Raw genomic sequence first — 25843 nt, 5'->3', positions numbered from 1 at the left:
GATGGCAGTGCTTCGCATCGTCGCCAATTTTCAAGCCGCCGATCCGGGCGCGGCGCGACGGTTCTATGGCGAGATTCTCGGCCTGGATCCGGTCATGGATCACGGCTGGATCGTCACCTATGCGGCGGGCGGCAACATGATGCCACAGGTGAGCTTCGCCCGGGAAGGCGGATCGGGGACGCCGGTGCCGGACCTTTCCGTCGAGGTCGACAATCTCGATGAGATCCACCGGCGGATGATCGATGCCGGTTTCGAGATCACCTATCCTGTCACCGCCGAGCCATGGGGTGTGCGGCGTTTTTTTGTCAAAGACCCCTTCGGGCGGTTGGTCAATATTCTCCAACATGAAGGCTGAGTTGGTCCAACCGCTCGGCACTGCAGCAAGACTACAGAAATTTCTCCATATCATAATTGTGCATCTGCGCGCCGCGCATGATGAAGTGCTTGCGGCCGAGATTAACGAAACCCTTGTGATCGAAAAACGGCTGGGCGAATTCGCTTGCCTCGACGAACAGGCGTTTCAAATTCCAGGCGCGCGCCTGCACTTCAAGCTGGTCGTAGAGGCGTGAGGCTGCACCGGTGCCGATCGCTTCGGGCAGGCAGAACAGGTGGTCGATATGGCCGGACCGCTCGACGTCGCCGTAGGCCACCGGCCGATCATCGCGATCGGTGGCCAGTAGCAAGCAGCGTCCGTCGGCTGCCTTGCGCTCGTAAAATTCGGCCGGCGGCGGAAAGATCGCCCATGCCTCGACCTGGTCCCGGCTATAGCTGCGGCACGCCACTTCACGGACGGCGCGATAGAAGATGTCTCCCAACAGCGGCGCATCTTCAGGCCGGTATGGCCTGACCTGCAGGTGCCCATTCCCGGCCATGGCGCCTATGCCTTCTTCTCCCAGCGCCCGTCCTGGTTCTGCTGCCAGTAGGAGAGCGAATGGCCCTCGCCTTTCAGCTTCTTCCATTGGCCGCGCGCCAGCGTCAGCTGGGTCTCGTCATGACCGTCGAACATGAAAACCACGCGCTGGTAGGCGGAAAGATCGGGCGGCTCGGCGCCGTCGACGAGGAAGCGGACATCCGCCCGGTTGGAGTTGCCGTCATCGCTGACGATGAGTATCGGTTGCTCAGTTTCAAACGGCTCGCCGGCTTTTCCATGCGGCAGAAAGCTTTCCGGCCGCCAGGTCCATAGATGATTGTCGAGGAAGGTCGAGCGCTCCGTGTCAACCGTCTGCACCGCCACGCGCCAGCTGCGCTCGACACTCTTTTCGAGCAACCCCGGCAGCGCGTCCTCGACCCGTGTTTCGGTCAAATGGTAGAAGAGGATGTCCACGGCGTTCCGTCCACCTGCCATTGGCCGCCGCTATGTTGCGGGGACAATCAATTCTCGTAGTAGCTCCTGATTAGCTCATCGAGCAGGCGGACGCCATAGCCGGTGCCCCAGGACGTGTTGATCTCGTCATTCGGTGCGCTCATCGCCATCGAAGCGATATCGAGATGCGCCCAGGGCGTGTTGCCGACGAAGCGCTTGAGGAACTGGGCGGCCGTGATGGCGCCCGCCTGGCGGCTGCCGCCGGTATTCTTCATGTCGGCGAAGCGGCTGTCGATCATCTTGTCATATTCGCGGCCGAGAGGCATGCGCCAGAGCCGCTCATGCGCCGTGATGCCGGAGATCAGCAAGTTGGCAGCCAGCGTGTCGTCATTGGTGAACAGGCCGCCGTGATAGGCGCCAAGTGCGACGCCGATCGCGCCGGTCAGGGTCGCCAGATCGATCATGAAGGCGGGCTTGAAACGGTCGTTGACATACCAGAGGGCATCGGCAAGCACGAGCCGGCCTTCGGCGTCGGTGTTGATGATCTCGATCGTCTGCCCCGACATCGAGGTGACGATATCGCCCGGACGCTGGGCATTACCGTCAGGCATGTTCTCGACGATACCGATCACGCCCACCGCATTGACCTTGGCTTTGCGCGCGGCAAGCACCTGCATCAGGCCGGTGACGGCAGCGGCGCCCGCCATGTCGCCCTTCATCTCCTCCATGTTGGCCGCCGGTTTGATCGAGATGCCACCGGTGTCGAAGACGACGCCCTTGCCGACGAAAGCATAGGGCTTATCCTTCGGCTTGCCCCCCTTCCACTGCATCACGACCAGCCGCGGCGGACGGACGGAACCCTGCGCCACGCCAAGCAGCGCGCCCATACCGAGCCGGCGCATCTCCTTGTCGGTGAGAATCTCGACTTCGACGCCCAGCGGCTCAAGTTCCCTGACCCGGGCCGCGAATTCCGAAGGTCCAAGCACGTTCGGCGGCTCGTTGACCAGATCGCGGGCGAAGTTGACGCCTGTGGCGACAGCCTGCGCGGTCTCGAAAGCACGCTTAGCGAGAATAGAGCCACTGGTTACGAGCGTTACGCGCGCTGCCTTGCGATTGTTGTTTGCCTCGTCGCCGTCATCATGGCTGGTCTTGTACTTGTCGAAACGGTAGCTGCGCAACAACATGCCGAGAGCGAAATCCGCCGTCGCCTTGGCGTGGATGGCGCCCCCGGGAACGTCCATATAGACCGTTACCCGATCGGTCCCGTCGATCGCGGCGGCAACCACGCCGCCGAATTTCAGCCAGTCATGCGCAGTCAGCTCGGCAGCGGGGCCTAGTCCGAGCACGACGATGCGATCGGCGGGAGACTCGCCCGGAGCGATCAGGTCGAGCTTCGTCAGCTTCTTGGCCTTGAACTTCGCGACCCGCGCCGCCTTCTGCAAAGCCTCGCCGGCCCCGATCGCATCCGCACCGGATATCCCGTCACCGTCGGAAAATTTCAGCACCACGACGGTTCCACCCGACAGACGGACAGAGCGCGCAAAAGAAATTTCGAACGGCGATGGCATGGGAGGCACCTAAGGATGAGAAATCAGCGAATCCGATCATCAACAATGCTTACGAGTTTGCAAGCGTCGATAGATCAAAAAGCGGTCCGAATGTCGAAACAAACTTGGGATTGCGCCGCATGGACGCCCGGTCGCCGCGCACTTCTTACCAAAAGACAATTCCCGTCCAATTTCCCGACAGGCTTCTCTGCTCGATATTGCTCGATGACATGAATTGGCGAAGAATATCCGCATCGACGCCGCAGTCAGGTGCCGAATCGCGTATGGGCCAGGCTCGGTCCGCGGCAAGCCAGCCGCGGGGTCGAACAAGCGACTTCATGCGATACCTATTACATCTCCAAGTATAGGCGGCGCAATCTGCACCTATCACATCGCATCGGACGGAGCCAAATGTTTGCCGCGGCGCCCCTTGATCGGCAGCGGCAAAAGTGCCAAATCGCAAATTTGCCGCCTTCCTCGCGGAAGAGGCTGGTCGACCGTCGAATGATGGATGTTCTATGGCGCTGCTGGAATCCTATATATTCGGCCGGGTCTTCCGGATGTTTCTGATAGCGCTGGTCCCTGTGCTGGTCATCATCTGGACGACTCAGGTGCTGCAGCGCATCAACCTGGTCACCGACAGCGGCCAGTCGATCGGCTCTTTCGTGATGCTCGCCACCTATGTGCTGCCGACCATCATCCCCGTCGTCATCCCCTTTGCGCTGATCATCGGCGTCACGCAGACGCTGCAAACGATGAACAACGATTCGGAATCGGCGGTCATCGACAGCGCCGGCACACCGCGAAGCATCATCTACCGTCCGATCCTTTTCCTCGCCTCACTGCTCTGCGTCACCTCGTTCCTGATCGATAACTTCGTCGAACCGGAATCGCGCATCGGCATGCGCGAGACGATCGCGGCGACCTATGCCGACCTTCTCTCCACGGTGATCGAGGAGAAAGCCTTCCGACGGATAGACGACAATCTCTATGTGCAGATTTCCGAACGCGTCCAGGGCCGCGTCCTCAAGGGCCTGTTCGTCGCCGACTCGCGCGACCCGCAATACGAGATGCTTTATTACGCACGCGAAGGCGCGGTCGACGACAAGGGTGGAACGTTGATCATGAAGGACGGCGAGATTCATCGCAAGGCGCCAGGCGGCACCGTCTCGATCGTCCATTTCGATTCCTATTCCTTCGATCTTTCAGACCTATCGGAAACGCGCGGACAGGCGCGGTTCCGCGCCAGCGACCGGACATTGAGCTTTCTCTTCAATCCCGACCCCAAGGATCCGGATTATCAAACCCGGCCGGGTGAATATCGCGCCGAACTGCACCGTCGTCTGACCGACTGGTTCTTCCCTATCACGTTCGCGCTGGCGGCGCTGTCGCTGGCCGGCGGTGCGCATTCGCACCGGGAGCGGATGGTGCACCCGCTGATCCCGGCGCTGCTCTTCGCCTTCGTCTTCCGCTGGATCAGCTTCTTCCTCGCCAACCGCATCGAGTCCCCGCATGCCTCGCCGGCGCCGCTTTATGTTTTCGTCGGCTCGGTGACGTTGGTGCTTGCCTTCGGCGTCTATCGCGCCACGTCGCAACTGAGGAGAGCCAGTCCGCTCCACAACATCGCCGACGCGATCGCGCAAGCGATCATGCGCCTGCGTGGCCCCCAGCCGGATAGTGCGGGGGCAGCCCAATGATATCGGGAACGCTTTTCCGCTATTTCCTCAAGCGCCACCTGATGACCATTTTCTGGTTCTTCCTCGGGGTGACGGCGCTCATCTTCCTGCTCGATTTCATCAACACGTCGGGCGCGCGCAGCAATATTCCCGGCTTCACCCTGCTCGACGCCTTCATCCTGACGACGATGCGGGTGCCGCTGATCCTGCAGCAGACCGTACCGTTCGTGATGCTGCTTGCCGGTATCACGACGCTGGTCTCGCTCAACCGCCGGCAGGAAATGGTCGTCACCCGCGCGGCGGGCATATCTGCCTGGCAGTTCATGATGCCTTTCGTCAGCGGCGCCGTCATCACCGGTCTGGTGGCGCTCTTCGTCCTCAACCCGCTTGCCGCCGCCGGTCAGCGCGCTGCGCAGCAAATCGATCTCGACAGCGCAGCCACCAAACCGCTTACCCGCCGCAACCAACCCATCCCCTGGCTCCGGCAGATCGTCGGCAGCGACGACGTGATCATCGGTGCCCAGACGGTGGCCGATGGGGGCACGTCGCTCAACGATGCGGTCTTCATCCACTTCGGACCGCAAAGCCGAATCGTTTTGAGACAGGATGCAGCCACAGCAAAATTAAAAGATGGTTACTGGCTTCTTACCAAGGTGACGGAAACCCGGCCCGGTCAAATCCCGGTTGTGGAGCCGACGGCGGAAGTCCGTACCAATTTGAAACGGGAGTTCGTCCAGGAACGGCTGACCGAGCCGGAGAGCGTTGATTTTCTCGACCTTCCGGCCAAGATCAGGGCCGCGCATTCGTTCGGCGTCTCAACCAATGCGCTAGAGACGCAGTTCCATTCGCTGATGTCGATGCCTTTCCTGCTCATTGCCATGACACTCATTTCAGCAACAGTGTCGTTAAAATTCAGTAGGTTCAATCAATCCCAGAGCATGATTTTGGGTGGCGTCGCGGCTGGCTTCGTGCTTTATGTGGTCAGTGTATTGGTGAAGGCGTTCGGAAGCAGCGGCGTTGTTCCTCCGTTCGTTGCTGCCTGGATTCCAGTGGTGGTCGCAATGTTCTTGGGGACGACACTCTTGCTGCATCAGGAGGATGGTTAGTGGCGGCAGGCGACCGCAAGACTGTGAAGAGGCTGCGGGCCGTTCTCCTGGCGGGGACGGCGGCGCTCGGCCTATGCATGTCCATGCCATACATGGCCTCGGCCGCTTCGCCGAAGCCAGTGACGACGGTTCCCGAAAACGCCAAACTCGAGCTGACAGCAGCCGAACTGGTATATAACCGCGACAACAAGAAGGTCATCGCGGTCGGGGGCGTGCAGATCAATTATGGCGGCTACAAGCTGGTCGCCAAACGCGTCGAATATGACCAGAAGAACGGTCGCATGATGGCGCTCGGCGACGTCGAGATGATCGAGCCGAGCGGCAACCGCGTCTATGCTGACAAAGTCGATGTCACCAACGACTTCGCCAACGGCTTCCTCGAGGCGCTCAGGCTCGAATCGACCGACGATACGCGCGTCGTCGCAGTGAAGGGACGCCGCATCAACGCGGACCTGTTGATCCTGCACAAGGGCGTCTATACGGCCTGCGAACCCTGCCGCGAACATCCGGAAAAGGCGCCGCTCTGGCAGGTCAAGGCGGAGCGCATTATCGAGAACGGCAAGACTCACACCGTGCGGCTGGAGAGCGCGCATTTCGAACTGTTCGGCCAGCCGATCGCCTATATCCCGGTCCTGGAACTGCCCGACAGCACGGTGAAACGCAAATCGGGCTTCCTGTTTCCGCGCATGAGCAGCTCGCAGAATCTCGGCTTCGGCCTCGGCATTCCATATTACCAGACGCTCGGTCCGCATGCGGACGCGACGTTGACCGTGATGGGCTATACGACGCAGGGCGCCTTGCTCGACGCGGAGTTCCGCCAGGAATTCTGGGGTGGCGTCCATACGCTCGAATTTGCCGGCATCAACCAGATGAACCGGCAGAAATTCACGCCCGACACGTCCGACTACCAAGAGAAGCAGCGCGTCGCCGTCTCGTCGCAGGCGCAGTTCGCCATCAATCCGCGCTGGACATTCGGCTGGGATGCATTGTGGCAGTCGGACAATAATTTCGCCCGCACCTATTCGCTGTTCGATGCGACCGAGGCCACACATACAAACCAAGTTTATCTGACCGGTATCGGTCAGCGTAACTATTTCGACATCCGCTCCTACTATTTCGACATCCAGGATGCAGATCCTACCAACCTGGCGGAAAATCAACAGGCCGTCGTCCATCCGGTGATGGACTATAATTACATCAGCCCCAATCCGATCATGGGCGGTGAACTCAGCGCGACGGTGAACTTCCAGAGTCTGACGCGCACAACCACCGATAACATCACGGACATTAACGGCACCAATGTCTCCGATCGTATTCCCGGTCTTGCCGGCACGTCGAGCCGGTTCACCACCGATGTCGAATGGCGGCGGACGTTCATCGTGCCGGGCGGGCTGGTGCTGACGCCGATGCTCGGCGCCCGTGGCGACGGTTTCAGCCTCGGTACCAACGATCCGATCGGCTATAACGGCGACTATTACACCGGGACCGACGCTACCCGTTATATGCTTACTGCCGGCATCGAGGCGCGCTATCCGATCCTGCTCACGGCGGATGGTTCGAGCCATGTCATCGAGCCGATCGTGCAGGTCTTCGCCCGGCCCGACGAGCAACTGGCCGGCGCCCTGCCCAACGAGGATGCGCAGGCCTTCGTCTTCGATGCGTCGAACCTGTTCTCCGAAGACAAGTTCTCCGGCTATGACCGCGTCGAGGGCGGCACGCGCGCCAATATCGGCTTCCGCTATACCGGCACGTTCGACAGCGGCTATACGATCCGCAGCGTGTTCGGCCAGTCCTATCAGTTGGCCGGCAAGAATTCCTTCGCCAGCCGCGACCTGGTGAATGTCGGCGCTGATTCCGGCCTGGAGACAGCGGTGTCCGATTTCGTCGGCGCGACCGGCATCGAGGCACCCAACGGTTTGTCGGTATCCTTCGGCGGCCGCGCGGATCAGAAGACCTTCGACATTCGCCGCACCGATTCGACGATCGGCTTCAACGGCAAGCGGCTGCAAGCCGAGCTCACCTATTCGCGTATCGCGGCGCAACCGCACTATGGCTATCCGACCGATAGCGACGAAATCCAGTCTACCAGCAGCGTCAAGATCAAGGACAATTGGACGGTCTACAGTTCTATGACCTGGGACCTGGACAAGAATATCCTGAGCCGCCGCGGCTTCGGCATCGGCTACGACGACAGCTGCACGGTCTTTGCGATAGGCTTCACCCAGACCAAGGACATCGCCGATACCACCGCCAATGACTGGCAAATCGGCGCGCGGCTTTCCTTCCGTACGCTGGGTGACGTCAATGTTGGTGATCCGGCTTTGCCGGGCACGGTGGCCCTCGATTACCTGCCGGGCATGTCTGCCATCAACAATGCGCAGCAATGACATTGTTTTGCCGCAAGGAATGTGCAATTCCAGCAGCAAAAGGCGTATTACGCCCACAATCCGGACTTTGAAGGGATGACGATGCTTGCGAAACCGGCCAAACTGCACCTGCTGATCGTCGGTGCACTCTGCCTGCTTCTCGCTTCGCTGGCCCTGCCGCGCATGTCGGTGGCAGCTGGCAGCGGCGACCAGATCAAGGCAATCGTCAACGGCATCGTCATCACCAACAGCGACGTCGCCAAGCGCATCAATTTCCTCAAACTCCGCCGGACGAAAGGCAATCTGCCGAAGCTGGCTGTCGATGAAATGGTTAACGAAGTGCTGATGCGCACTGAGATCATCCGCACCGGCACGTCGGTCAGCACCGACGAAGTCGATGCCGCCTTCGGACGTTTCGCCAAGAACAACAAGATGACCGAGGCCCAGTTGTCGATGATTCTCGACAAGGCAGGCATCGGAGTCGCGCATTTCAAGGGCTATGTCGGCGTGCAGATGAGCTGGCCGCGTACGGTCCAGAACCGCTTCGGCTCGAACGGCAACCGCATGACCCAGTCTCAGTTCATCGCCCGGCTGAAGCAGGACAACGGCCAGAAGCCGAAGACGAACGAATATTTCCTGCAGCAGGTGATTTTCGTCGTGCCTGAATCCAAGCGCGGCAAGATCGAGGCCAAGCGCAAGGCAGAGGCGGAAGCGTCACGGAAAAAATATCCGGGCTGTGCTCAGGCCAAAGCCTTCGCCGCTGGCTATCTCGATGTCTCCATCCGCGATATCGGCCGCATCCTTGAGCCGCAACTGCCCGATGCCTGGAAGGACGACATCATCAAGGTGCCGCTCGGCGGCACCACATCGGTGAAGGTGACGGACAAGGGCATCGAATATCTGGCGGTCTGCAAGAAGCGGGAAGTATCGGACGATTTCGCCGCCCAGGTGATGTACGAGGCCAAGGACCTTCAGACCGCTGAAAAGGAAACGGGGGATCCGGACAGCAAGAAATATGTTGACGAGCTTCGTAAGAACGCCACGATTATCATGCGCTGACCATGGGCAGAGGCGATGGTGCATTGCTGGCCTTGTCGCAGGGAGACCCCGCCGGTATAGGGCCAGATATCACACTCCTGGCCTGGGCATTGCGCCGTGATCACGGTGTGCCACCATTCCTCTATATCGGCGATCCGAACGTGTTACGCGCCCGCGCAGCACGCCTCGGTCTGGAAATACCGATTGAGGAGACCGACAGCGCCAGTGCGGCTTTCGACCAAGCCCTGCCTTGCCTTCCTGTCGCCGCCGGTGCGCCGGTTGGCGCCGGCAGCCCCGATCCTGCGACGGCGACAGGCACGATCCGCGCGATCGAAACCGCTGTGGAACTGACAATTTCTGGCCAGGCCTCCGCGGTGGTGACCAATCCGATTGCCAAGTCCGTCCTCTACCAATCGGGTTTCCGCTTTCCGGGCCATACCGAATTCCTCGCCGATCTCGGTGCCAGGGCGTTCGGCCGCAACGTCATTCCGGTGATGATGATTGCCGGCCCCGCGCTCCGCACCGTGCCGGTCACCATCCATATTCCGCTCAAGGACGTGCCGTCGGCGCTGACCGAGGACATGATCTACCAGACCGGCCGCATCGTCGCCCATGATATGAGGGCACGCTTCGGGCTTTCAGCGCCGCGGCTCGCCGTCTCCGGCCTCAATCCGCATGCCGGCGAGAACGGTGCGCTCGGTCTCGAGGACGACGCCGTCGTGGCGCCGGCGATCGCGCGGCTACGCGCCGACGGCATCGACGTGGTCGGGCCACTGCCGGCGGACACCATGTTCCATGCGACGGCGCGTGCGACCTACGACGTGGCGATCTGCATGTATCATGACCAGGCGCTGATCCCCGCCAAGGCTCTGGGCTTCGACGATGCGGTCAATGTCACGCTCGGCCTGCCCTTCATTCGCACCTCGCCCGACCACGGCACCGCCTTCTCGCTCGCCGGCACCGGCAAGGCGAGGCCATCGAGCCTGATCGCTGCGCTGAAGATGGCGGCCGACATGGCCGAGAAGAGTTCCGCCGATGCCCGCGCTTGACGGCCTGCCGCCGCTGCGCGAGGTCATCGCCAAACATGGCCTGGACGCACTGAAATCGCTCGGCCAGAATTTCCTGCTAGATCTCAATATCACCCAGAAAGTCGCGCGCACGGCGGGCAAGATCGACGACGCGACGGTGGTCGAGATCGGCCCTGGCCCTGGCGGGCTGACGCGAGCGCTTTTGGCGCTCGGCGCCAAGCATGTCGTCGCCATCGAGCGTGACCGCCGCGCCGTGCCGGCTCTGGCGGAAGTCGGCGTGCATTATCCCGGCCGGCTGACGGTGATCGAAGGCGATGCGCTGGACATTGACCTTTCGCAGTTCAAGCGCGATGGCGAGCCGCTGAAGATCGTCGCCAATCTGCCATACAATATCGGCACGCAATTGCTGGTGAACTGGCTGACGGTGCCGTGGCCGCCGTTCTGGCAATCGCTGACGCTGATGTTCCAGAAAGAGGTCGGCGAACGGATCGTCGCTCAGGCAGATGACGACCATTACGGCCGGCTCGGCGTGCTCTGCGGCTGGCTGACGCGTGCCGAGATGATGTTCGACCTGTCGCCGCAGGCGTTCACGCCGCCGCCAAAGGTAACCTCGACGGTGGTGCATCTCGAGCCGCGTGCCAATCCCCTGCCCTGTGATCTCGCCAAGCTGGAGCGCGTGACGGCCGCCGCTTTCGGCCAGCGCCGCAAGATGCTCAGGCAAAGCCTCAAACCGTTGGGCGGCGAACCTCTGCTGCAGCGGGCCGGCATCGACCCGGCACGACGGGCCGAAACGCTGACCGTCGCGGAATTTTGCCGGATCGCAAATCTCCTGAGCTGACGGACACAGCATCGATGCTGGTTCTCGTATAGAAGCGTTCTTGCGCAATCCCGATGCGAGTCGAAATGAAGCCCCTCAAGTCTTCCATGACCAGAGACCTCGTCCTCCTGCTGACGCTCTCGACGCTGTGGGGCGCCTCCTACACGTTCATCAAGATTGGTGTCGAAACCATTCCGCCGGTGACCTTCATTGCCGCGCGTACGCTGATTGCCGGCTCGATCCTGATCGGCATCCTGCGGCTCAGAGGCCTTGCATTGCCTCGCGATCCGGCTGTCTGGCGGCGTTTTCTGCTGCAGGCCTGCCTCAACAGCGTCGTCCCGTTCACACTGATCGCATGGGCGGAACAGACTGTCGATGCCGGCCTTGCCACGATCCTGAATTCGACCACGCCGATCTTCACCTTCCTGCTGACCGTGTTGATCACCCGACATGAACCAGTGACCGGGCGCAAGATGTTCGGCGTCGCAGCCGGCTTGACCGGCATCTGCCTCATCATCGGCGTGGAAGCGCTCGAAGGCGTCGGGCGCGATCTCTGGTCGCAGCTGGCGATTCTTCTTGCCAGCCTCGCCTATGGTGGTGCCGCGATATTCGGCAAGAACTTCAAAGGCCTCGATCCGATGATGCCGGCCGCGGGGTCGATGATCTCCGGCGCGATCATCCTGGTGCCCGTCAGCCTGCTTGTCGATAGGCCATGGACATTGTCGCCGTCGACGGATTCTCTGCTTGCCTTGCTCGGTCTTTCGGTCTTCTCGACCGCGCTCGCATTCGCGATTTTCTTCCGGCTGATACAGACGCTCGGCTCGGTCGGCACCACTTCACAGGCCTATCTTCGCGTGCCGATCGGGGTTGGCATCGGCGTAGTGTTCCTCGGAGAGACCGTTTCGCAAACCGCCTGGATCGGCCTTGCCTGTGTCATCGCCGGTGTCGCGGCGATGACCTTGCCCGGTCGCAGACAAGCCGTGATACAGAAGTCCTGACAGGCGCATGATTTCAGCCGCCAGCTGCTAGCGGACCACGGAACCGAGCCATTCGACACCCGCCGAGACTGTCACGCGGGTCGGACGTGGAAGAAGGCCGACTGGGCAGCCGTGCGGTTTTTCCGGTATCGATGGAGGTATCAGGTCGCCGAAGGCTCGGCTGAGCACCAACCTGGGACAGTTGTCCCTGTTGGGGCAGCGATGGGGATTGCAAATGGCCATGGCTTACCCATCCAGTCCGATCCGGCGCGAAAGCTCGGCGAATTCAGCAGCACTCAGAGTCGGTCGGGCAGCGAGATCGATCACTGCGCTGAAAGCTTCCGGCGGGGCGGCGGCCTTCATGCCGCCGAGCAGATTGGCTCGCTCGTCGGGATTGGAGGCGGGGATCATCAGCCGCATATAGGCAATCGCCTTTTCCGGCGTCAGTGTCGCAACGATCTGCATCTCGATGTCTTCGAGTTCCGTGTCGGTAAACATCGAATGCAGCGTCGGGTTGGCGACGGTCTCTTCCTCGTGCATGTGTTCGAGGTCGTGGGCGATGAAGGCGCTGAAGCCGAGATAGAGCCGGCGACCGAGCGCCTTGCGCGCCCGGTTGTCTGCAGTCTCGATCACGCTCAGCAGTTCTTCGAGCTCGGCGAAGTCGCGCTCATGGCTGTCGTGCTGATCCTCGAGACGATCCACCTCTGCCTGCGCCTTGGCCTCCATGGCACGATGGATATGGTCGTTCTCATGCTTGAGATGCGAGGCGCCGAGCAACATGACCAGCCGCATGTCGGCGATAATGGAAGCAACGGTTTCGGGATTGCCGAAATCGCTGCTGCCAATGCGCATTAGCATTTCGAGTTGCGCCTTGCGCAGGCCCTTGTGGATCGAGCCATAGATATCCCAACGGCCGTTGAGATCGGGGGTATCGAGCGGAGAAATATGGGGCATTTTCTGGTTCCTCGATTGGAGTTGCCGGATGAGCGGAGTGTTCCGGATCGAGGAGGCTTCTAGGCGGAGCGCAGCGACGACGCATCCTAAATGCTTCTTAAGGTCGCTTTGGAAATCCTAAAAGATTGCTATGGAGGTTTCGAAAGCGAATAGCGAATAGCGAATAGCTGGCGCTGCCCGTCTATTCGCTATTCGCAAATAACTATTCGCTTATTCCATCAACGTATTGACAAAATCGAACAGCCCATGCCGCCGGTCGCGCCTGAGGCGTTCAGCCTCGACGATGGCGCGGACGGCGCCAAAGGCGCGGTTGAGGTCGTCGTTGACCACCACATAGTCATATTCCCGCCAATGGGCGATCTCGGCGCGGGCATTGGTAAGCCGCGTGGCGATCACCGCGGCCGAATCTTCGGCGCGGCGGTTGAGGCGGGCCTGCAGTTCCGCCATGGTCGGCGGCAGGATGAAGACCGAGACGACATCTGCCGGCATTTTTTCCTGCAATTGCTGCGCGCCCTGCCAGTCGATGTCGAACAACATGTCTTCGCCGGCCGCCATGGCGTTCTCCGCCGGCTCGCGCGGCGTGCCATAGAAATTGCCGTGCACCTCGGCCCATTCGAGCAGGGAATCGCTCGACCGCAGGCGCTCGAACTCCTTGAGCGAGACAAAATGGTAATGCACGCCCTCGATCTCGCTCGGCCGCCTCTGGCGGGTGGTGACGCTCACCGACAGCCGCATGGACTGGTCGGCTTCGAGGATATTGCGAGCAATTGTCGATTTGCCGGCGCCGGATGGCGATGAAATGACCAGCATCAGGCCGCGACGCGCAATCGTCACGGCGTTCCCCTGCGGTTTGCCCATCCCCTACTCCAGATTTTGGCCCTATTCCAGATTTTGGACCTGTTCCCGAAACTGGTCGATCACCACTTTCAATTCAATGCCTGCCGCGGTGACCGCTGCACTGTTGGATTTAGAACAGATCGTGTTCGATTCGCGATTGAATTCTTGCGCCAGGAAATCGAGCTTGCGGCCGACCGGCCCGCCCTTGGCCAACAACTCCCGCGCCGCGACCACATGCGCCGTCAGCCGGTCGATCTCTTCGCGGATATCGGCGCGGGTGGCGAGCAACGCAACTTCAGTGTGCAACCGGTCTTGGTCGAGGCCGGACACAATGTCCATCAGCGAGGCGACCTGTGCGGCAAGCCGGGCGCGGATTTCGGCCGGCGAACGCGACGGATCTTTTTCGACGATCGCGGTCAGCCGCTCGATCGCATCGACCTGCGAGCGAAGCACGGCGTCGAGTGCCATGCCTTCCGCCTCGCGCATCCGGCGCATTGCCGCCGCCACGGTTTCGAGGCCCCGCATGATTTCCTGATCAAGCGCTTCGGTCGCTGCCGGATCGTCATCGACGTCACGGAAGTCGACGATACCGCGCAGGTTGAGCAATGTGTCCAGGCGGACCGGTGCGGGGTCGATCGCGCCTGYGAGCTTCTCGCGCAGCCCCAGAACCGCGTCGAGCGCGGCCTGATTGATCTCGGCCTGCACGCGCGCCTCGCCGGTCTGTATATTCAGGGTCGCCTGGATATTGCCACGGGCGAAATGCTGGCCGATGATCCGCCTTGCCTCGACTTCCAATCGCTCGAAGCCGCCCGGAAGCCTGAGCCGGATATCCAGCCCCTTGCCATTGACCGAACGCAATTCCCAAGCCCATTGATAACGGCCGCTTTGGCCGTCCAACCGGGCAAATCCGGTCATGGACTGTAGTGCCATGCTTTCCTGTCTCCGGCGCGCCTGATCAGGCCGCTAATTCTGAGGTGTCTCGGTATCGGTGTCGGTGCTGTTGTCGTCGGTCGTGGAGCCGTCGTCGGCCTTCATTTTCCGGTAACGCTTGACGTTCTCATTGTGTTCCTCGAGCGTCGAGGCGAAAACGTGCCCGCCCGTACCGTCGGCGACGAAGTAGAGGTAGGTGGTATGCGAGGGGTTGGCGACGGCTTCAAGCGCCGCGCGGCCAGGATTGGCAATCGGTGTCGGCGGCAATCCCTTGATCACATAGGTGTTGTAGGGCGTCTCCTTGGTGATCTCCGATTTCAGGATCGCCGCGTCGACCGGTTTGCCGTCGCCGCCGTAGAGTCCATAGATGATCGTCGGATCAGATTGCAGGCGCATGCCCTTCTTGAGACGGTTGAGGAACACGGAGGCGACCTGCGGCCGCTCGTCGGCCTTGCCGGTTTCCTTCTCGACGATCGAGGCGAGGATCAGCAGGTCTTCCTTCGTCTCGATCGGCAGGTCCTTGTCACGCTTGGCCCAGACCTCGTCGAGGATTTTCGCCTGTGCGGCCTTCATCTGTTCGACGATCGCAGCGCGCCGATAGCCGCGCGTGAACTTGTAGGTATCCGGGAAGAGGCTGCCTTCCGGCGGCAGATCGACCGGCAGGTCGCCCTCGAGCACCGGATCATCCGAGATTTTCTTGAACATCTGCTTGACCGTCAGGCCTTCGGGCAGGGTCACGGCATATTGGATCGACTTGCCGGACTTCAAGAGTTCCATGATATCGAGCATCGAGGCATGCGCCTTGATCTCATATTCGCCATGCCTGAGCGCCCTGTTATCCAGCAGAAACTGGCTGACGCCGTTGAAGATCCGTGCCTGGCTGACAATGCCCTTGCGTTCAAGGCCGGTACCGATCTCCTTGATGCCGGCGCCCTCGCGGACCATGAAGGTCGTATCGGCGTCGAGCGGCCCGGGCGCCTGGTATTCATGGAAGGCGTAGTAGACGAGCGCCACGGCGCCGATCGTCACCAGCGTCACCATGCTCATGACGAAATTCAGGAAAATGACCAATTGGCTGCGGGCCTCGCGCGAACGACGCGGCGGCGACGGCACCCTTTCCGGTCTCAAGGCTTCCCGTGGAGATTTCGGCAATAACCGGCCATTTTCGCCGGCAGCGCGCCCGAACTGACCATCATTGGCTTGGTTTGGATCGGTCACGGAAACCCTCAAATATCGAATTCTTACCGCGCGTCATAAAATCGCATTGCGGCAGAAACTGGAAGAGGCCGCGGGTCCGATCCCGCGGCCGATCATCATCAATTCACATAACGTTTCAACACCAATGACGCATTGGTGCCGCCGAAACCAAAGGAATTCGACAGCGCCACATCGACTTTGCGCTTGCGCGCCACCTTCGGAACCAGATCGATCGGCGTCTCAACTTCCGGATTATCGAGGTTGAGCGTCGGCGGCACGGCATTGTCACGGATCGCAAGCGTGGCAAAGATTGCCTCGATCGCGCCAGCCGCGCCCAGAAGGTGACCGGTGGCGGATTTGGTCGAGGACATCGATACATTGGCGGCATGGTTGCCGAGCAGCCGTTCGACGGCACCAAGCTCGATCGTGTCGGCCATGGTCGACGTGCCGTGGGCGTTGATATAATCGATATCGGACGCTTCGAGACCGGCGCGTTTCAGCGCCATGCGCATGCAGCGCTCCGCGCCCTCGCCGTTCTCCGATGGCGCCGTGATGTGATAGGCATCACCCGAGAGGCCATAGCCGACCACCTCGGCATAAATCTTGGCGCCGCGCGCCTTGGCGTGTTCGAGTTCTTCGAGCACGACGACACCGGCGCCCTCGCCCATGACAAAGCCGTCGCGGTCCCTGTCATAGGGACGCGAAGCGCGCTGGGGTTCGTCGTTGAAATCGGTCGACAGCGCCTTGCAGGCAGCAAAACCTGCTAGCGAGATGCGGCTGACCGGCGATTCCGTGCCACCCGCGACCATCACATCGGCATCGCCCAGCCCGATGAGGCGTGAGGCGTCGCCGATTGCATGCGCGCCGGTCGAACAGGCCGTGACGACGGCATGGTTGGGTCCGCGCAACTTGTGGCGGATCGACACCTGGCCGGAAGCGAGATTGATCAGACGGCCTGGGATGAAGAAGGGCGACACGCGCCGCGGCCCCTTGTCACGCAATGTATAGCCGGCGTCGACAATGCCTTCGATGCCGCCGATGCCGGAGCCGATCAGCACGCCGGTGGCGATCTGATCCTCATCGGTTTGCGGATGCCAATCGGCGTCGCCGAGCGCCATGGTGGCCGCTGCCATCGCATAGACGATGAAGGCATCGACCTTGCGCTGCTCTTTGGGTTCCATCCAGTCGTCGGGATTATATGTGCCGTTGCTGCCGTCGCCGAACGGAATCCGGCAGGCGATCTTGGCCGGCAGGTCTTCGACCTCGAACTCCGTCACTCTGCGGGCGCCGTTCTTGCTCGCCAGCAAATTCGCCCAGGTGACTTCCGCGCCACAGCCAAGCGGGGTCACCATGCCAATGCCCGTGATGACAACACGTCTCATGGCCCACCTCCACCCTTACGCATTCTACCGTGCAGTCGTAGTTATGCAGTTCGCAGTTAGAGAACAGCCGGACGGGATCGTTTCCCGCCCGGCTGCAATGGATACGTCAAGATCAGGCTTGGGCCTTTTCGATGAACTTCACCGCATCGCCGACAGTGAGAATGGAGTCGGCGGCATCGTCCGGAATCTCGACGCCGAATTCTTCTTCGAAGGCCATGACGAGTTCGACGGTGTCAAGAGAATCCGCACCCAGATCATCGATAAAGCTGGCGCTCTCGGTCACCTTGTCGGCTTCAACGCCGAGGTGGTCAATGACAATCTTCTTCACGCGTTCTGCGACATCGCTCATAGCAGGTTCCTCGACCTTCGTCCTTCATGGCGCCCTGATGGCGCTACCGTTATATTTGACCGCTTCCCCCCTGAGGCGAGCCAGCGGCGGTTCCGTTTATCGCCTGCCAATGCCAAAATCCAGTCTAAACCGATTTTAATCATGCATCAGGCGAGCAAACGACTGCTCTCAGTCACTTGCGGCTTAACATGGTTTATTGCCCACGCAAAGCCAGAAAATGAGCCGTTCCCGGGTGTTCAACACCGAATTCCAACGGGTTCGGCCCATGGTTTTCGCGGCTGGCCCGAGGGCATACAGACACCCCCGAAACCAACCGCAAATCGTCAAAGCATGGCCATGCCGCCGTTTACATGCAGCGTAAGCCCCGTGATGTAGGACGCCTCCGACGAGGCGAGGAAGGCGACCGCCGCGGCGACTTCCGACGCCGTTCCCATGCGTTTGGCAGGAATCTTCACCAGCAGGCCTTCGCGTTGCTTGTCGTTGAGCTTCTCGGTCATTGCCGATTCGATGAAGCCGGGGGAAACGCAATTGGCGGTTATGTTGCGGGTGGCGACTTCGGCGGCGAGCGCCTTGGTAAAGCCTTCCATGCCGGCCTTGGAAGCGACGTAATTGGCCTGACCCGCATTGCCCGTCGTGCCGACCACCGAGGAGATGTTGACGATGCGGCCATAGCGGCGCTTGAGCATCGGCGAGACGAATTCGCGCGTCAGCAGGAAAGCGGCATTGAGATTGATGTTGATGACCGCGTCCCAGTCCTCGTCGCTCATGCGCATCATCAGACCGTCGCGGGTGATGCCGGCATTGTTGACCAGGATATCGACGCCGCCCAGCGTGCTTTCGACATCCTGCGCCAGCGTCTTGAGCGCGGCGCGATCGGTTATGTCGGCCGTGAAGACATAAGTACGGTCACCAAGCTCGGCGGCAAGCGCGTCGAGCTTCTCGCGGCGCGTGCCATGCAGGCCGACCGTAGCGCCCTGCTTATGCAAAGCGCGGGCGATCTCCTCGCCGATGCCTCCGGAAGCACCTGTGACAAGTGCCTTGCGGCCGGTCAGATCAAACATGCTCATATCCTTGTCTTGATCAAATCCATCGGTGGGATGTCATGCATTCAATGTAGCCAGCGCGGCGTCGATATCGGCGGAGCCATTGACCGCAATACCGGTGACGTTTTTGTCGATACGGCGCGCTAGGCCCGTCAGAACCTTGCCGGCGCCAATCTCGTAGAGCGCTGTGACGCTGTTGCTGGCGAACCATTCCACCGTCTCGCGCCAGCGCACCTGGCCCGTGACCTGCTCGACGAGCAGCGATACGATTTCGGCCGCGTCCGTCACAGGTGCGGCACGGACATTGGCGATCAGCGGCACGACGGGATTCTTGACGCCGACATGTGACAGTGCTTCGCGCATCGCTTCGGCCGCCGGCGCCATCAGTGTCGAATGGAATGGTGCGGAAACCGGCAGCAGGATAGCCCGCTTGGCGCCCCTGTCCGTCGCCAATGCGCAGGCGCGGTCGACCGCTGCCTTTTCACCCGAAATGACGATCTGGCCACCGCCATTGTCATTGGCGATCTGACAGCTGCCTTCGGCGGTCGACGCACCGGCACAAGCATCTTCGACACCGGCGTGGTCGAGGCCAAGGATCGCCGCCATGCCGCCCTTGCCCGGCGGCACCGCCGCCTGCATGGCATTGCCGCGGATGCGCAGGAGGCGCGCAGTATCGGAGAGCGAGAGGCTGCCGGCCGCGCAGAGCGCCGAATATTCACCCAGCGAATGGCCGGCGACGTAAGAGACTTTGTCCTTAAGGTTCAGGCCGCGCGTTTCGAGCACGCGGATCGCCGCGATCGACACGGCCATCAGCGCCGGTTGCGCATTGGCGGTCAGCGTCAGCGTTTCCTCGGGGCCATTCCATATCGTGTCGGTGAGCTTTTCGCCCAGCGCGTCATTCACTTCCTCGAACACCGCGCGCGCTTCGGCATAGGTATCGGCAAGATCCTTGCCCATGCCGACAGCCTGGCTGCCCTGGCCGGGAAAAGTGAACGCAACCGCCATGAATGTCTCCCTCAAGGTTTTTGCTCTCCATTCACACAATCGCCCAGCCTGTCAAGCGCGGGCCGCTGAAAGCCACGGGTTTTCCGGCGGAAAGCCGCAGTAGACGCTCTTGCGCTGCAACAAAATCGGCATAGAGTGCCGCCGTTTCCCGCACTGCAAGGATTTTCCCATGAAATTCAATCCGATTGGCCGCACCGGCATGCTTGTCTCCGAAATCTGCCTGGGCACGATGACCTGGGGCAGTCAGAACAGCGAAGCGGAAGCGTTCGAGCAAATGGACTATGCCGTGGATCAGGGCATCAACTTCATCGACACGGCTGAACTTTATCCGACAACGCCTGCGACAGAAGAGAACCAGGGCTCGACCGAGATCTATATCGGCAACTGGATGAAGGCGCGGAGGAATCGCGACAAGATCATCCTCGCCACCAAGGCCAGCGGCCCCGGCCGGCCGCATATTCGCGGTGGCGTACCGCTCGACGGCAACGAAGTCCGCAGGGCGCTCGATCTCAGCCTTGGGCGTTTGCAGACGGATCATATCGACCTCTACCAGATCCACTGGCCCAATCGCGGCCATTACCACTTTCGCCAGGGCTGGAACTATCATCCGGAAAAGCATCCGCCGAAGGCCGAGATCGTCGCCAATTTTCGCGAATGCCTGGAAGCGCTCGGCGAGGCGGTGAAGGCCGGCAAGATCCGGGCCATCGGGCTGTCGAACGAAACGGCCTGGGGCGCCATGCAGTTCCTGAAATTGTCGGACGAGCTGGGTCTGCCGCGCATCGCCTCGGTGCAGAACGAATATAACCTGCTCTACCGGCCGCATGATCTCGACTTCGCCGAGCTCTCGCATCACGAGGATATCGGGTTGCTCGCCTATTCGCCGCTCGCAGCCGGTATTCTGACGGGCAAATATATTGGCGGCATCAAGCCGCCGGGCTCGCGCGCGTCCATCAACGGCGACCTCGCCGGCCGCCTGCAGCCGCTGCAGGAGCCGGCCGTGCTCGCTTATCGCGAGATCGCCCGCCGACATCAGATCGACTTGCCGGTGATGGCGCTCGCCTGGGCGCGGCAGCGACCGTTCATGACCGCAGTGATTGTTGGGGCGACCAGCAAGGATCAGCTGAGAACGGCGATTTCGGCCAAAGATGTGGAGATTGGGCCGGAACTGGTGAAGGAGATCAAGGCGGTGATCCGGCAATATCCGATGGCGATCTGATGGCGCATAAGGTTGGCATAGCCATCGCATTCATGTATCCGGTCCGCGCATTCTAATCTCGCGGAACTTTTCGATGTCTGCCCGGTCCGGCCTTCTTATCATTCTCGCCATCACGCTCTGGCGCATTGTCCTGCTTAGGTTCGATGCGACGGATCTGTTCGTCGACGAAGCACAATACTGGCTTTGGTCGCAGCATCTCGATCTCGGCTATTATTCCAAGCCGCCGATGATCGCCTGGGTGATCCGGGCGGTGACTGCCGCGGCCGGATCGAACGACATCTTCTGGATCCGCATTTCCGGCCCGCTATTTCATGCCGCGACCGCGCTGGTGCTAATGGCAACGGCGCGACGCTTCGTCAGTCCTGCGATTGCCGGCTGGACGGGCGTCATCTTCGTCACCGCACCGGCCGTGGCGCTGTCCTCAGTGTTCTTTTCGACCGACGATATCCTGCTGTTCTTCATCGCCATCGCGCTCTGGGCCTATTTCGAGCTGAGGGAGCGGCGCTCGATTGGCTTGGCAATCCTGTTGGGAGCAGCGTTCGGCTGTGCTTTCCTGGCGAAATATGCGATCCTGTTCCTCGTGCCGGGCGGCATCGTTGCCTTCATCCTGATCAAGGACGCAAGGATCGGCTGGCGCGATCTGGCAATCGCCGTTATCGTCTCCGCCATCGTTGCCGCACCAAATCTCTGGTGGAATCTCAGCCACAACAACACGACCGTTCGCCACACGCAGGACATTGCCCATTGGAACAGCCTCGGCGTCCATATCGGCGGCGGTGTCGGATTTTTCTTGGCACAGTTCGGCGTGGTCGGGCCGATCATCTTCTTCGCCATGCTCTGGGCCTGCTGGCGCATGGTCAAACACGAGAACGAGCCGCGTGAAAACATGCTGGTCTGGCTCTCCGTCCCCGTCGTGCTCCTGATCACACTACAGGCGCTGATCGCCAAGGCCTATGCCAACTGGGCAGTGACGGCTTACGTCGCCGGCACGATCCTGGCCGTCTGGCTGCTCGATCGCAAATGGCCGCGAGGGCTGCCGATTTCGCTGGCAATCGGCGGGATCGTCTCGGTGCTGTTTCCGGTCGCCACGATCTTTGCTCATGATCTCGTCCTGCCGAATGGCAGGGAAGCGCTGGAGCGTTTCCTCGGCCGCTCCGACGTCAGCCGCAAGGCGGGTGATCTGGCGAAGCAGGCTGGGCTCAACACGATCGTCACGGACAATCGCGATATCGCCGCCGATCTCTTCTATACGCTGCGCGATCGGTCGTTCCGGCTCTACGCAACGCCTCCTCAAGGTTTACCGAAGAACTATTATGAGCAGGAGCTCGCCTTGCCCCCCACCTCGACCGGCGACGTGCTGTTCGTGACGCCCAAGCCGCCCACCTGTGACGTCCAACAACCGCAAGATCTGGCAACGTGGGTACCAGAAACCGGCTACTATAAAAGCAAGACACTCCACGCCTATCGGGTCGCAGCAAAGTGTCTGACGCCATGACGGACGACAACATCACGCCAATTTTGTTGAAACAGCGCATGCGAAACGGCGTCATGTGGTATCTGGAAATCGCATCATCGTTCGAAGTTCAATTGCGATTACAAGCCGCAGTTCCGCGTGTTAACGTTCCGAATGATGTATTCAATATGTGGGGCGATTGGATACAGGAGGACATGCCGGAAAGCTACTGCGAACCGGTTTTCTCTCGGGACGAGCAAACTGCGATCTGGCGATACAATGCAATCTTGGACGATGTACTCGATGAGGTACCGGAAGATTGGCCGAAACTCTCGGAATTGATAACAACCGAGCACTGGAAGTATTTAAGAGGAGCAGCGGAAAGCACGCTTGAAGTCTTCCTGCGCCGCGGATTTTTTTCACAGGATGTAGAGCAGTTCTGACGTGACAGTCTCGCGATCCGTTTCCCCCTTGCTTTTGCCGCATTTATCTGTATAAGCCCGCCACATCAAACATCCGGTCATTTGGCTGGTGGCTGTACGGAAGGCCGGTTTTGGCGACGAAACCGTTTGGAACCACAGGGTTCCGGCTTCCCGTGTCTCCGCTCTCGACCGTACCGAAAAAACGCTTTTCTTGCACCGCGGTTCGCGCCGCAACCTGAGAACAGTCGTTGAGGCTTGGCGCCAAACCGGATGGGATTGATGAAACGCAAGAAAGGCAAAGAGTTTCATGGCTCTCTATGAACATATTTTCCTTGCCCGGCAGGACATTGCCGCTCCGCAGGTCGACGCGCTCGTCGAGACCTACAAGGGCGTCGTGGAAGCTGCCGGCGGCAAGGTCGGCCGTATCGAGAACTGGGGCCTCAAGTCCCTCACCTACCGCATCAAGAAGAACCGCAAGGCCTTCTACGTGCTCATGGACATCGACGCCCCGGCCGGCGCCGTGCAGGAAATCGAGCGCCAGCAGCGCTACAACGAAGACATCCTGCGCTTCATGACCATCAAGGTCGAAGCCCATGAAGAAGGCCCGTCTGCCATGATGCAGAAGCGCGACCGCGACGACCGTCCGCGCCGCGAAGATGGCGACCGTCCGTTCTCTCCGCGTGKCGATCGTCCGCCGCGCCGTGACGATGGCGACCGTCCGCCGCGCCGCGATGGCGACCGTCCCTTCCGTCCGCGCGACAACTAAGGAGATCTCACCATGGCTGATACTTCCTCTTCCTCACCGGCCCGCCGTCCGTTCCATCGTCGCCGCAAGACCTGCCCCTTCTCGGGTGCCAATGCGCCGCGGATCGACTACAAGGACGTCAAGCTGCTGTCGCGCTACATTTCCGAGCGTGGCAAGATCGTCCCGTCCCGCATCACTGCGGTGTCGCAGAAGAAGCAGCGCGAACTGGCCCAGGCCATCAAGCGCGCCCGCTTCCTGGGCCTTCTGCCCTACGTCGTCGCCTAAACAATCGCTACGGCATGACTCTGCGGCAACTGTCGCAGCCTGACTCACGGGAAGGCGGCTTCGCCTTCCTCCTCCCTTCCGCGATGGGCGCGGATCGGAAAACCTAAATCCCATGTTGGGGACCTGAGATCTCAATTCAGGACAAACCCCTAACTGCTTCATTCGCTTGAATGAACAGGACAGCGAGAACGATGAAACCGACTGCCAACCCGATCCTGATCGGCATTGTTGCCGGCTTGGCCGCAGCCATATTGATGGCTGTGTCCGTCTACGTGCAAATCGTTCCCCAGCTTGTAGCCATTACGCTTCTCTTCATCGCCGGCCTCGGCTTCGGTCGGGTGGCAGGCATCGTTGCGGTCGTGACCGTGGCGCTCGCCCTGGGCGCGTTGACGTCTTCGCCACTTTTCGCGCTAGTGCTCCTGATCACACTTCTGCCGGCGGCTGTGATGAGCCAGCTTGCCAGCCTAGCGCGACCCGCCGCAGAAATCGGTGGGCCTGAGACTTCGCTTGCTTGGTACCCGCTCTCCGACATGCTGCTCGCCGGTGCTACGCTGGTTGCGCTGGCAACGATATTCTTGCTGATGCTACAGACAACGGCGACCTATGAGCTGGCGGCCGATCAGGTGATCCAGATGGCTTCGGAGATCAATCCAAGTCTCGTCACTCAGGATCTAAGGCCGCAACTGATTGTCGCGATCAAGACCTTTCTGCCGTTCGGACAAGGGATCGGCAATATGGTTCAGTTGTTTGCCGGCTTCTACTTTGCCATGCGCATTCTGACAGCAATCGGCCGCAGCGTGCGTCCGCGCGAGGACATTCGCGCCAGCCTCAGGATGAACCGGCTGTCGATCGTCGTGTTTCTCGCGGGCGTCGTGCTGATGTTCGCCGGCGACAAAGCCGCCATTATCGGCGCCTCCTTTGCCGGCGCCATGGCCGGTGGCTATCTGCTTTCGGGCTTCGCCATCATCCACAATGCGGTGCGTGAAAAACCCTGGGCGCTGCCGGCGCTCATTCTCGTCTATCTCGTCACCGTGATTTTCCCGCCGCTGACGGTCGTGATCGCGATCGCCGGCGGCCTCGCAAATCCGCGTCGCGCCATCGCACTGACGCCGGCCAGACCCAACCAGACCTCCAACAATTCGAACTGAAAGGAACATAAAATGGAAGTCATTCTCCTCGAACGCGTCAACAAGCTCGGCCAGATGGGCGAGACCGTGAAGGTCCGCGACGGCTATGCCCGCAATTTCCTGCTGCCGATGGGCAAGGCGTTGCGCGCCAACGAAGGCAACAAGAAGCGCTTCGAAGCCGAGCGCGCCACGCTCGAAGCCCGCAACCTCGAGCGCAAAAGCGAAGCCCGGACCGTTGCCGACAAGCTCGAAGGCAAGAGCTTCGTCATCGTCCGCTCGGCCGGTGAAACCGGCCAGCTCTACGGATCGGTTGCCGCTCGAGACGTCATCGAGACGCTTGCCTCGGAAGGCTTCAACATCGGCCGCAACCAGGTCGATCTCAACCATCCGATCAAGGAAATCGGCCTGCACAAGGTCACGCTGCACCTGCATGCGGAAGTCGAGATCGAGATTTCGCTCAACGTCGCCCGTTCGGCCGACGAAGCCGTCCGCCAGGCCAAGGGCGAAAGCCTCACCTCCGCTGACGCCATCTACGGTGTCGATGAAGATGCGCTGAAGCCGGAAGACTTCTTCGATCCGAACCAGCTCGAACACGGCGAAGAGCTCTGATCTTACCGATTTGAAGATCTTCTCGAACGGAACCTTCGGCCTTGCCGGAGGTTCTTCTTTTTTGAAATTAACCATATGTGACGTTTTTTGGCCGACTGTCCCCTCGCCCACATAAAACGTTCGTTCAATATAGTTGACGACTAGCTGCGTTTTGATAAGTTTACCAAACATTAACGTTTTGTAACGTCGGCCGAAACCACCGCGCGAGCGTTGCGTGGCGGCGAAGCCGCCATCAAAGTGCGTGGTGATCGAATGTTCAACGGGATTCTCGACGGGTTCATTGCCAAAGCCGTTGTCAAGGGCAGCCTCAAGGTGACCTATGCAAATGGCAAGACCAAGTCTCATGGCGACGGCAGCGCCCAGGGTTTTTCACGCACCGCATTGTGGATGATGGCGAAGCCCGAAAGCAGATAGCCACCGGCCATGGCGCC

General features: G+C 60.7%; 26 protein-coding genes. 15 read left to right on the top strand and 11 right to left on the bottom strand.

Annotated elements, in window-relative coordinates; genetic code table 11:
* The first annotated feature begins 1 nt into the window (after nt 1).
* Nucleotides 2-355 (top strand): VOC family protein, encoded by a 354-nt coding sequence (locus AC1D06_RS28615; RefSeq protein ID WP_477989246.1) that lies wholly within the window; start codon nt 2-4, stop codon nt 353-355.
* A gap of 31 nt (nt 356-386) precedes the next feature.
* On the opposite strand, the gene AC1D06_RS28610 is transcribed toward AC1D06_RS28615, so the two are convergent.
* Genes AC1D06_RS28610 through AC1D06_RS28600 form a run of 3 tightly spaced genes read right to left on the bottom strand, consistent with a single transcriptional unit; the run spans nt 387 to nt 2871 of the window.
* On the bottom strand, nt 387-872 hold the full coding sequence (locus AC1D06_RS28610) for a GNAT family N-acetyltransferase (protein WP_477989244.1): 486 nt from the start codon (nt 870-872) through the stop codon (nt 387-389).
* A gap of 5 nt (nt 873-877) precedes the next feature.
* Nucleotides 878-1324 (bottom strand): DNA polymerase III subunit chi, encoded by a 447-nt coding sequence (locus AC1D06_RS28605; RefSeq protein WP_477989242.1) that lies wholly within the window; start codon nt 1322-1324, stop codon nt 878-880.
* A 47-nt stretch (nt 1325-1371) separates the two neighbouring features.
* Entirely contained in the window at nt 1372-2871 is a 1500-nt protein-coding gene (locus AC1D06_RS28600; RefSeq protein ID WP_477989241.1) for a leucyl aminopeptidase, read from the bottom strand.
* Between the two features lie 497 nt (nt 2872-3368).
* Between AC1D06_RS28600 and AC1D06_RS28595 the strand changes: the two genes are divergently transcribed.
* The 7 genes from AC1D06_RS28595 (at nt 3369) to AC1D06_RS28565 (ending at nt 11879) form a co-directional block, all read left to right on the top strand.
* Nucleotides 3369-4547 (top strand): LptF/LptG family permease, encoded by a 1179-nt coding sequence (locus tag AC1D06_RS28595; protein ID WP_477989239.1) that lies wholly within the window; start codon nt 3369-3371, stop codon nt 4545-4547.
* Nucleotides 4544-5632, top strand: coding sequence for an LPS export ABC transporter permease LptG (lptG, locus tag AC1D06_RS28590; protein WP_477876478.1), 1089 nt, complete (start codon nt 4544-4546; stop codon nt 5630-5632). Before AC1D06_RS28595 ends, lptG begins: the two co-directional genes overlap by 4 nt.
* Nucleotides 5632-8019: an LPS-assembly protein LptD gene (locus tag AC1D06_RS28585; RefSeq protein WP_477989238.1), complete on the top strand. Its 2388-nt coding sequence runs from the start codon at nt 5632-5634 to the stop codon at nt 8017-8019. The genes lptG and AC1D06_RS28585 overlap by 1 nt, the downstream gene beginning before the upstream one ends.
* A gap of 81 nt (nt 8020-8100) precedes the next feature.
* On the top strand, nt 8101-9057 hold the full coding sequence (locus tag AC1D06_RS28580; protein ID WP_477989236.1) for a SurA N-terminal domain-containing protein: 957 nt from the start codon (nt 8101-8103) through the stop codon (nt 9055-9057).
* A 2-nt stretch (nt 9058-9059) separates the two neighbouring features.
* Complete coding sequence (gene pdxA / locus AC1D06_RS28575; RefSeq protein WP_477989235.1) at nt 9060-10085, top strand: 4-hydroxythreonine-4-phosphate dehydrogenase PdxA; 1026 nt, start codon at nt 9060-9062, stop codon at nt 10083-10085.
* A complete protein-coding gene (gene rsmA / locus AC1D06_RS28570) occupies nt 10072-10902 on the top strand; it encodes a 16S rRNA (adenine(1518)-N(6)/adenine(1519)-N(6))-dimethyltransferase RsmA (protein ID WP_477989234.1) in 831 nt (276 codons plus the stop codon). The genes pdxA and rsmA overlap by 14 nt, the downstream gene beginning before the upstream one ends.
* A gap of 86 nt (nt 10903-10988) precedes the next feature.
* Nucleotides 10989-11879: a DMT family transporter gene (locus AC1D06_RS28565; RefSeq protein WP_477989232.1), complete on the top strand. Its 891-nt coding sequence runs from the start codon at nt 10989-10991 to the stop codon at nt 11877-11879.
* Between the two features lie 225 nt (nt 11880-12104).
* Here the strand turns inward: AC1D06_RS28565 and AC1D06_RS28560 are convergent, their stop codons facing one another.
* The 8 genes from AC1D06_RS28560 to fabD form a co-directional block, all read right to left on the bottom strand.
* Nucleotides 12105-12812 (bottom strand): hemerythrin domain-containing protein, encoded by a 708-nt coding sequence (locus AC1D06_RS28560; protein ID WP_477989230.1) that lies wholly within the window; start codon nt 12810-12812, stop codon nt 12105-12107.
* 210 nt (nt 12813-13022) lie between these two features.
* Complete coding sequence (gene gmk / locus AC1D06_RS28555; protein ID WP_477989229.1) at nt 13023-13670, bottom strand: guanylate kinase; 648 nt, start codon at nt 13668-13670, stop codon at nt 13023-13025.
* A 21-nt stretch (nt 13671-13691) separates the two neighbouring features.
* Nucleotides 13692-14579 (bottom strand): YicC/YloC family endoribonuclease, encoded by an 888-nt coding sequence (locus tag AC1D06_RS28550; protein ID WP_477989227.1) that lies wholly within the window; start codon nt 14577-14579, stop codon nt 13692-13694.
* A 33-nt stretch (nt 14580-14612) separates the two neighbouring features.
* A complete protein-coding gene (mltG, locus tag AC1D06_RS28545) occupies nt 14613-15797 on the bottom strand; it encodes an endolytic transglycosylase MltG (protein WP_477989226.1) in 1185 nt (394 codons plus the stop codon).
* A gap of 98 nt (nt 15798-15895) precedes the next feature.
* Entirely contained in the window at nt 15896-17158 is a 1263-nt protein-coding gene (gene fabF, locus AC1D06_RS28540) for a beta-ketoacyl-ACP synthase II (protein ID WP_477876468.1), read from the bottom strand.
* A 112-nt stretch (nt 17159-17270) separates the two neighbouring features.
* On the bottom strand, nt 17271-17507 hold the full coding sequence (locus tag AC1D06_RS28535) for an acyl carrier protein (protein WP_477876467.1): 237 nt from the start codon (nt 17505-17507) through the stop codon (nt 17271-17273).
* 323 nt (nt 17508-17830) lie between these two features.
* Nucleotides 17831-18568: a 3-oxoacyl-[acyl-carrier-protein] reductase gene (fabG, locus tag AC1D06_RS28530; protein WP_477876466.1), complete on the bottom strand. Its 738-nt coding sequence runs from the start codon at nt 18566-18568 to the stop codon at nt 17831-17833.
* A gap of 39 nt (nt 18569-18607) precedes the next feature.
* Nucleotides 18608-19555 (bottom strand): ACP S-malonyltransferase, encoded by a 948-nt coding sequence (gene fabD, locus AC1D06_RS28525; protein ID WP_477876465.1) that lies wholly within the window; start codon nt 19553-19555, stop codon nt 18608-18610.
* Between the two features lie 169 nt (nt 19556-19724).
* On the opposite strand from fabD, the gene AC1D06_RS28520 reads away from it, so the two are divergent.
* From AC1D06_RS28520 to rplI, 7 genes are all read left to right on the top strand, one after another.
* Nucleotides 19725-20771, top strand: a complete 1047-nt coding sequence (locus AC1D06_RS28520) for an aldo/keto reductase (protein ID WP_477989224.1) — start codon at nt 19725-19727, stop codon at nt 20769-20771.
* A 73-nt stretch (nt 20772-20844) separates the two neighbouring features.
* Nucleotides 20845-22266: an ArnT family glycosyltransferase gene (locus AC1D06_RS28515; RefSeq protein WP_477989222.1), complete on the top strand. Its 1422-nt coding sequence runs from the start codon at nt 20845-20847 to the stop codon at nt 22264-22266.
* Nucleotides 22263-22667 carry a hypothetical protein gene (locus AC1D06_RS28510; RefSeq protein WP_477989221.1) on the top strand — a complete coding sequence of 135 codons (405 nt, stop codon included), beginning with the start codon at nt 22263-22265 and terminating at the stop codon, nt 22665-22667. Before AC1D06_RS28515 ends, AC1D06_RS28510 begins: the two co-directional genes overlap by 4 nt.
* Before the next feature lie 286 nt (nt 22668-22953).
* A complete protein-coding gene (rpsF, locus tag AC1D06_RS28505; protein WP_477989220.1) occupies nt 22954-23412 on the top strand; it encodes a 30S ribosomal protein S6 in 459 nt (152 codons plus the stop codon).
* Nucleotides 23413-23424: 12 nt separating this feature from the next.
* Entirely contained in the window at nt 23425-23676 is a 252-nt protein-coding gene (gene rpsR / locus AC1D06_RS28500) for a 30S ribosomal protein S18 (protein WP_477876458.1), read from the top strand.
* Between the two features lie 191 nt (nt 23677-23867).
* Nucleotides 23868-24824 (top strand): DUF2232 domain-containing protein, encoded by a 957-nt coding sequence (locus tag AC1D06_RS28495; protein WP_477876457.1) that lies wholly within the window; start codon nt 23868-23870, stop codon nt 24822-24824.
* 12 nt (nt 24825-24836) lie between these two features.
* Nucleotides 24837-25412: a 50S ribosomal protein L9 gene (gene rplI / locus AC1D06_RS28490; RefSeq protein ID WP_477876456.1), complete on the top strand. Its 576-nt coding sequence runs from the start codon at nt 24837-24839 to the stop codon at nt 25410-25412.
* The last annotated feature ends 431 nt before the right edge of the window (nt 25413-25843 follow it).

The organism is Rhizobium sp. P2_G2 (assembly GCF_056403555.1).
The sequence above is the reverse complement of the archived record's forward strand: the minus strand, read 5'-3'. Positions and strand labels throughout refer to the sequence as shown.

What these genes read in the sequence shown, in the direction of transcription:
- AC1D06_RS28615 (WP_477989246.1), top strand. Translation starts at nt 2, where the DNA reads ATGGCAGTGCTTCGCATCGTCGCCAATTTTCAAGCCGCCGATCCGGGC.
- AC1D06_RS28610 (WP_477989244.1), bottom strand. Translation starts at nt 872, where the DNA reads ATGGCCGGGAATGGGCACCTGCAGGTCAGGCCATACCGGCCTGAAGAT.
- AC1D06_RS28600 (WP_477989241.1), bottom strand. Translation starts at nt 2,871, where the DNA reads ATGCCATCGCCGTTCGAAATTTCTTTTGCGCGCTCTGTCCGTCTGTCG.
- AC1D06_RS28595 (WP_477989239.1), top strand. Translation starts at nt 3,369, where the DNA reads ATGGCGCTGCTGGAATCCTATATATTCGGCCGGGTCTTCCGGATGTTT.
- lptG (WP_477876478.1), top strand. Translation starts at nt 4,544, where the DNA reads ATGATATCGGGAACGCTTTTCCGCTATTTCCTCAAGCGCCACCTGATG.
- AC1D06_RS28580 (WP_477989236.1), top strand. Translation starts at nt 8,101, where the DNA reads ATGCTTGCGAAACCGGCCAAACTGCACCTGCTGATCGTCGGTGCACTC.
- pdxA (WP_477989235.1), top strand. Translation starts at nt 9,060, where the DNA reads ATGGGCAGAGGCGATGGTGCATTGCTGGCCTTGTCGCAGGGAGACCCC.
- rsmA (WP_477989234.1), top strand. Translation starts at nt 10,072, where the DNA reads ATGCCCGCGCTTGACGGCCTGCCGCCGCTGCGCGAGGTCATCGCCAAA.
- AC1D06_RS28565 (WP_477989232.1), top strand. Translation starts at nt 10,989, where the DNA reads ATGACCAGAGACCTCGTCCTCCTGCTGACGCTCTCGACGCTGTGGGGC.
- AC1D06_RS28560 (WP_477989230.1), bottom strand. Translation starts at nt 12,812, where the DNA reads ATGCCCCATATTTCTCCGCTCGATACCCCCGATCTCAACGGCCGTTGG.
- gmk (WP_477989229.1), bottom strand. Translation starts at nt 13,670, where the DNA reads ATGGGCAAACCGCAGGGGAACGCCGTGACGATTGCGCGTCGCGGCCTG.
- fabF (WP_477876468.1), bottom strand. Translation starts at nt 17,158, where the DNA reads ATGAGACGTGTTGTCATCACGGGCATTGGCATGGTGACCCCGCTTGGC.
- AC1D06_RS28535 (WP_477876467.1), bottom strand. Translation starts at nt 17,507, where the DNA reads ATGAGCGATGTCGCAGAACGCGTGAAGAAGATTGTCATTGACCACCTC.
- fabG (WP_477876466.1), bottom strand. Translation starts at nt 18,568, where the DNA reads ATGTTTGATCTGACCGGCCGCAAGGCACTTGTCACAGGTGCTTCCGGA.
- fabD (WP_477876465.1), bottom strand. Translation starts at nt 19,555, where the DNA reads ATGGCGGTTGCGTTCACTTTTCCCGGCCAGGGCAGCCAGGCTGTCGGC.
- AC1D06_RS28520 (WP_477989224.1), top strand. Translation starts at nt 19,725, where the DNA reads ATGAAATTCAATCCGATTGGCCGCACCGGCATGCTTGTCTCCGAAATC.
- AC1D06_RS28515 (WP_477989222.1), top strand. Translation starts at nt 20,845, where the DNA reads ATGTCTGCCCGGTCCGGCCTTCTTATCATTCTCGCCATCACGCTCTGG.
- AC1D06_RS28510 (WP_477989221.1), top strand. Translation starts at nt 22,263, where the DNA reads ATGACGGACGACAACATCACGCCAATTTTGTTGAAACAGCGCATGCGA.
- rpsR (WP_477876458.1), top strand. Translation starts at nt 23,425, where the DNA reads ATGGCTGATACTTCCTCTTCCTCACCGGCCCGCCGTCCGTTCCATCGT.
- AC1D06_RS28495 (WP_477876457.1), top strand. Translation starts at nt 23,868, where the DNA reads ATGAAACCGACTGCCAACCCGATCCTGATCGGCATTGTTGCCGGCTTG.
- rplI (WP_477876456.1), top strand. Translation starts at nt 24,837, where the DNA reads ATGGAAGTCATTCTCCTCGAACGCGTCAACAAGCTCGGCCAGATGGGC.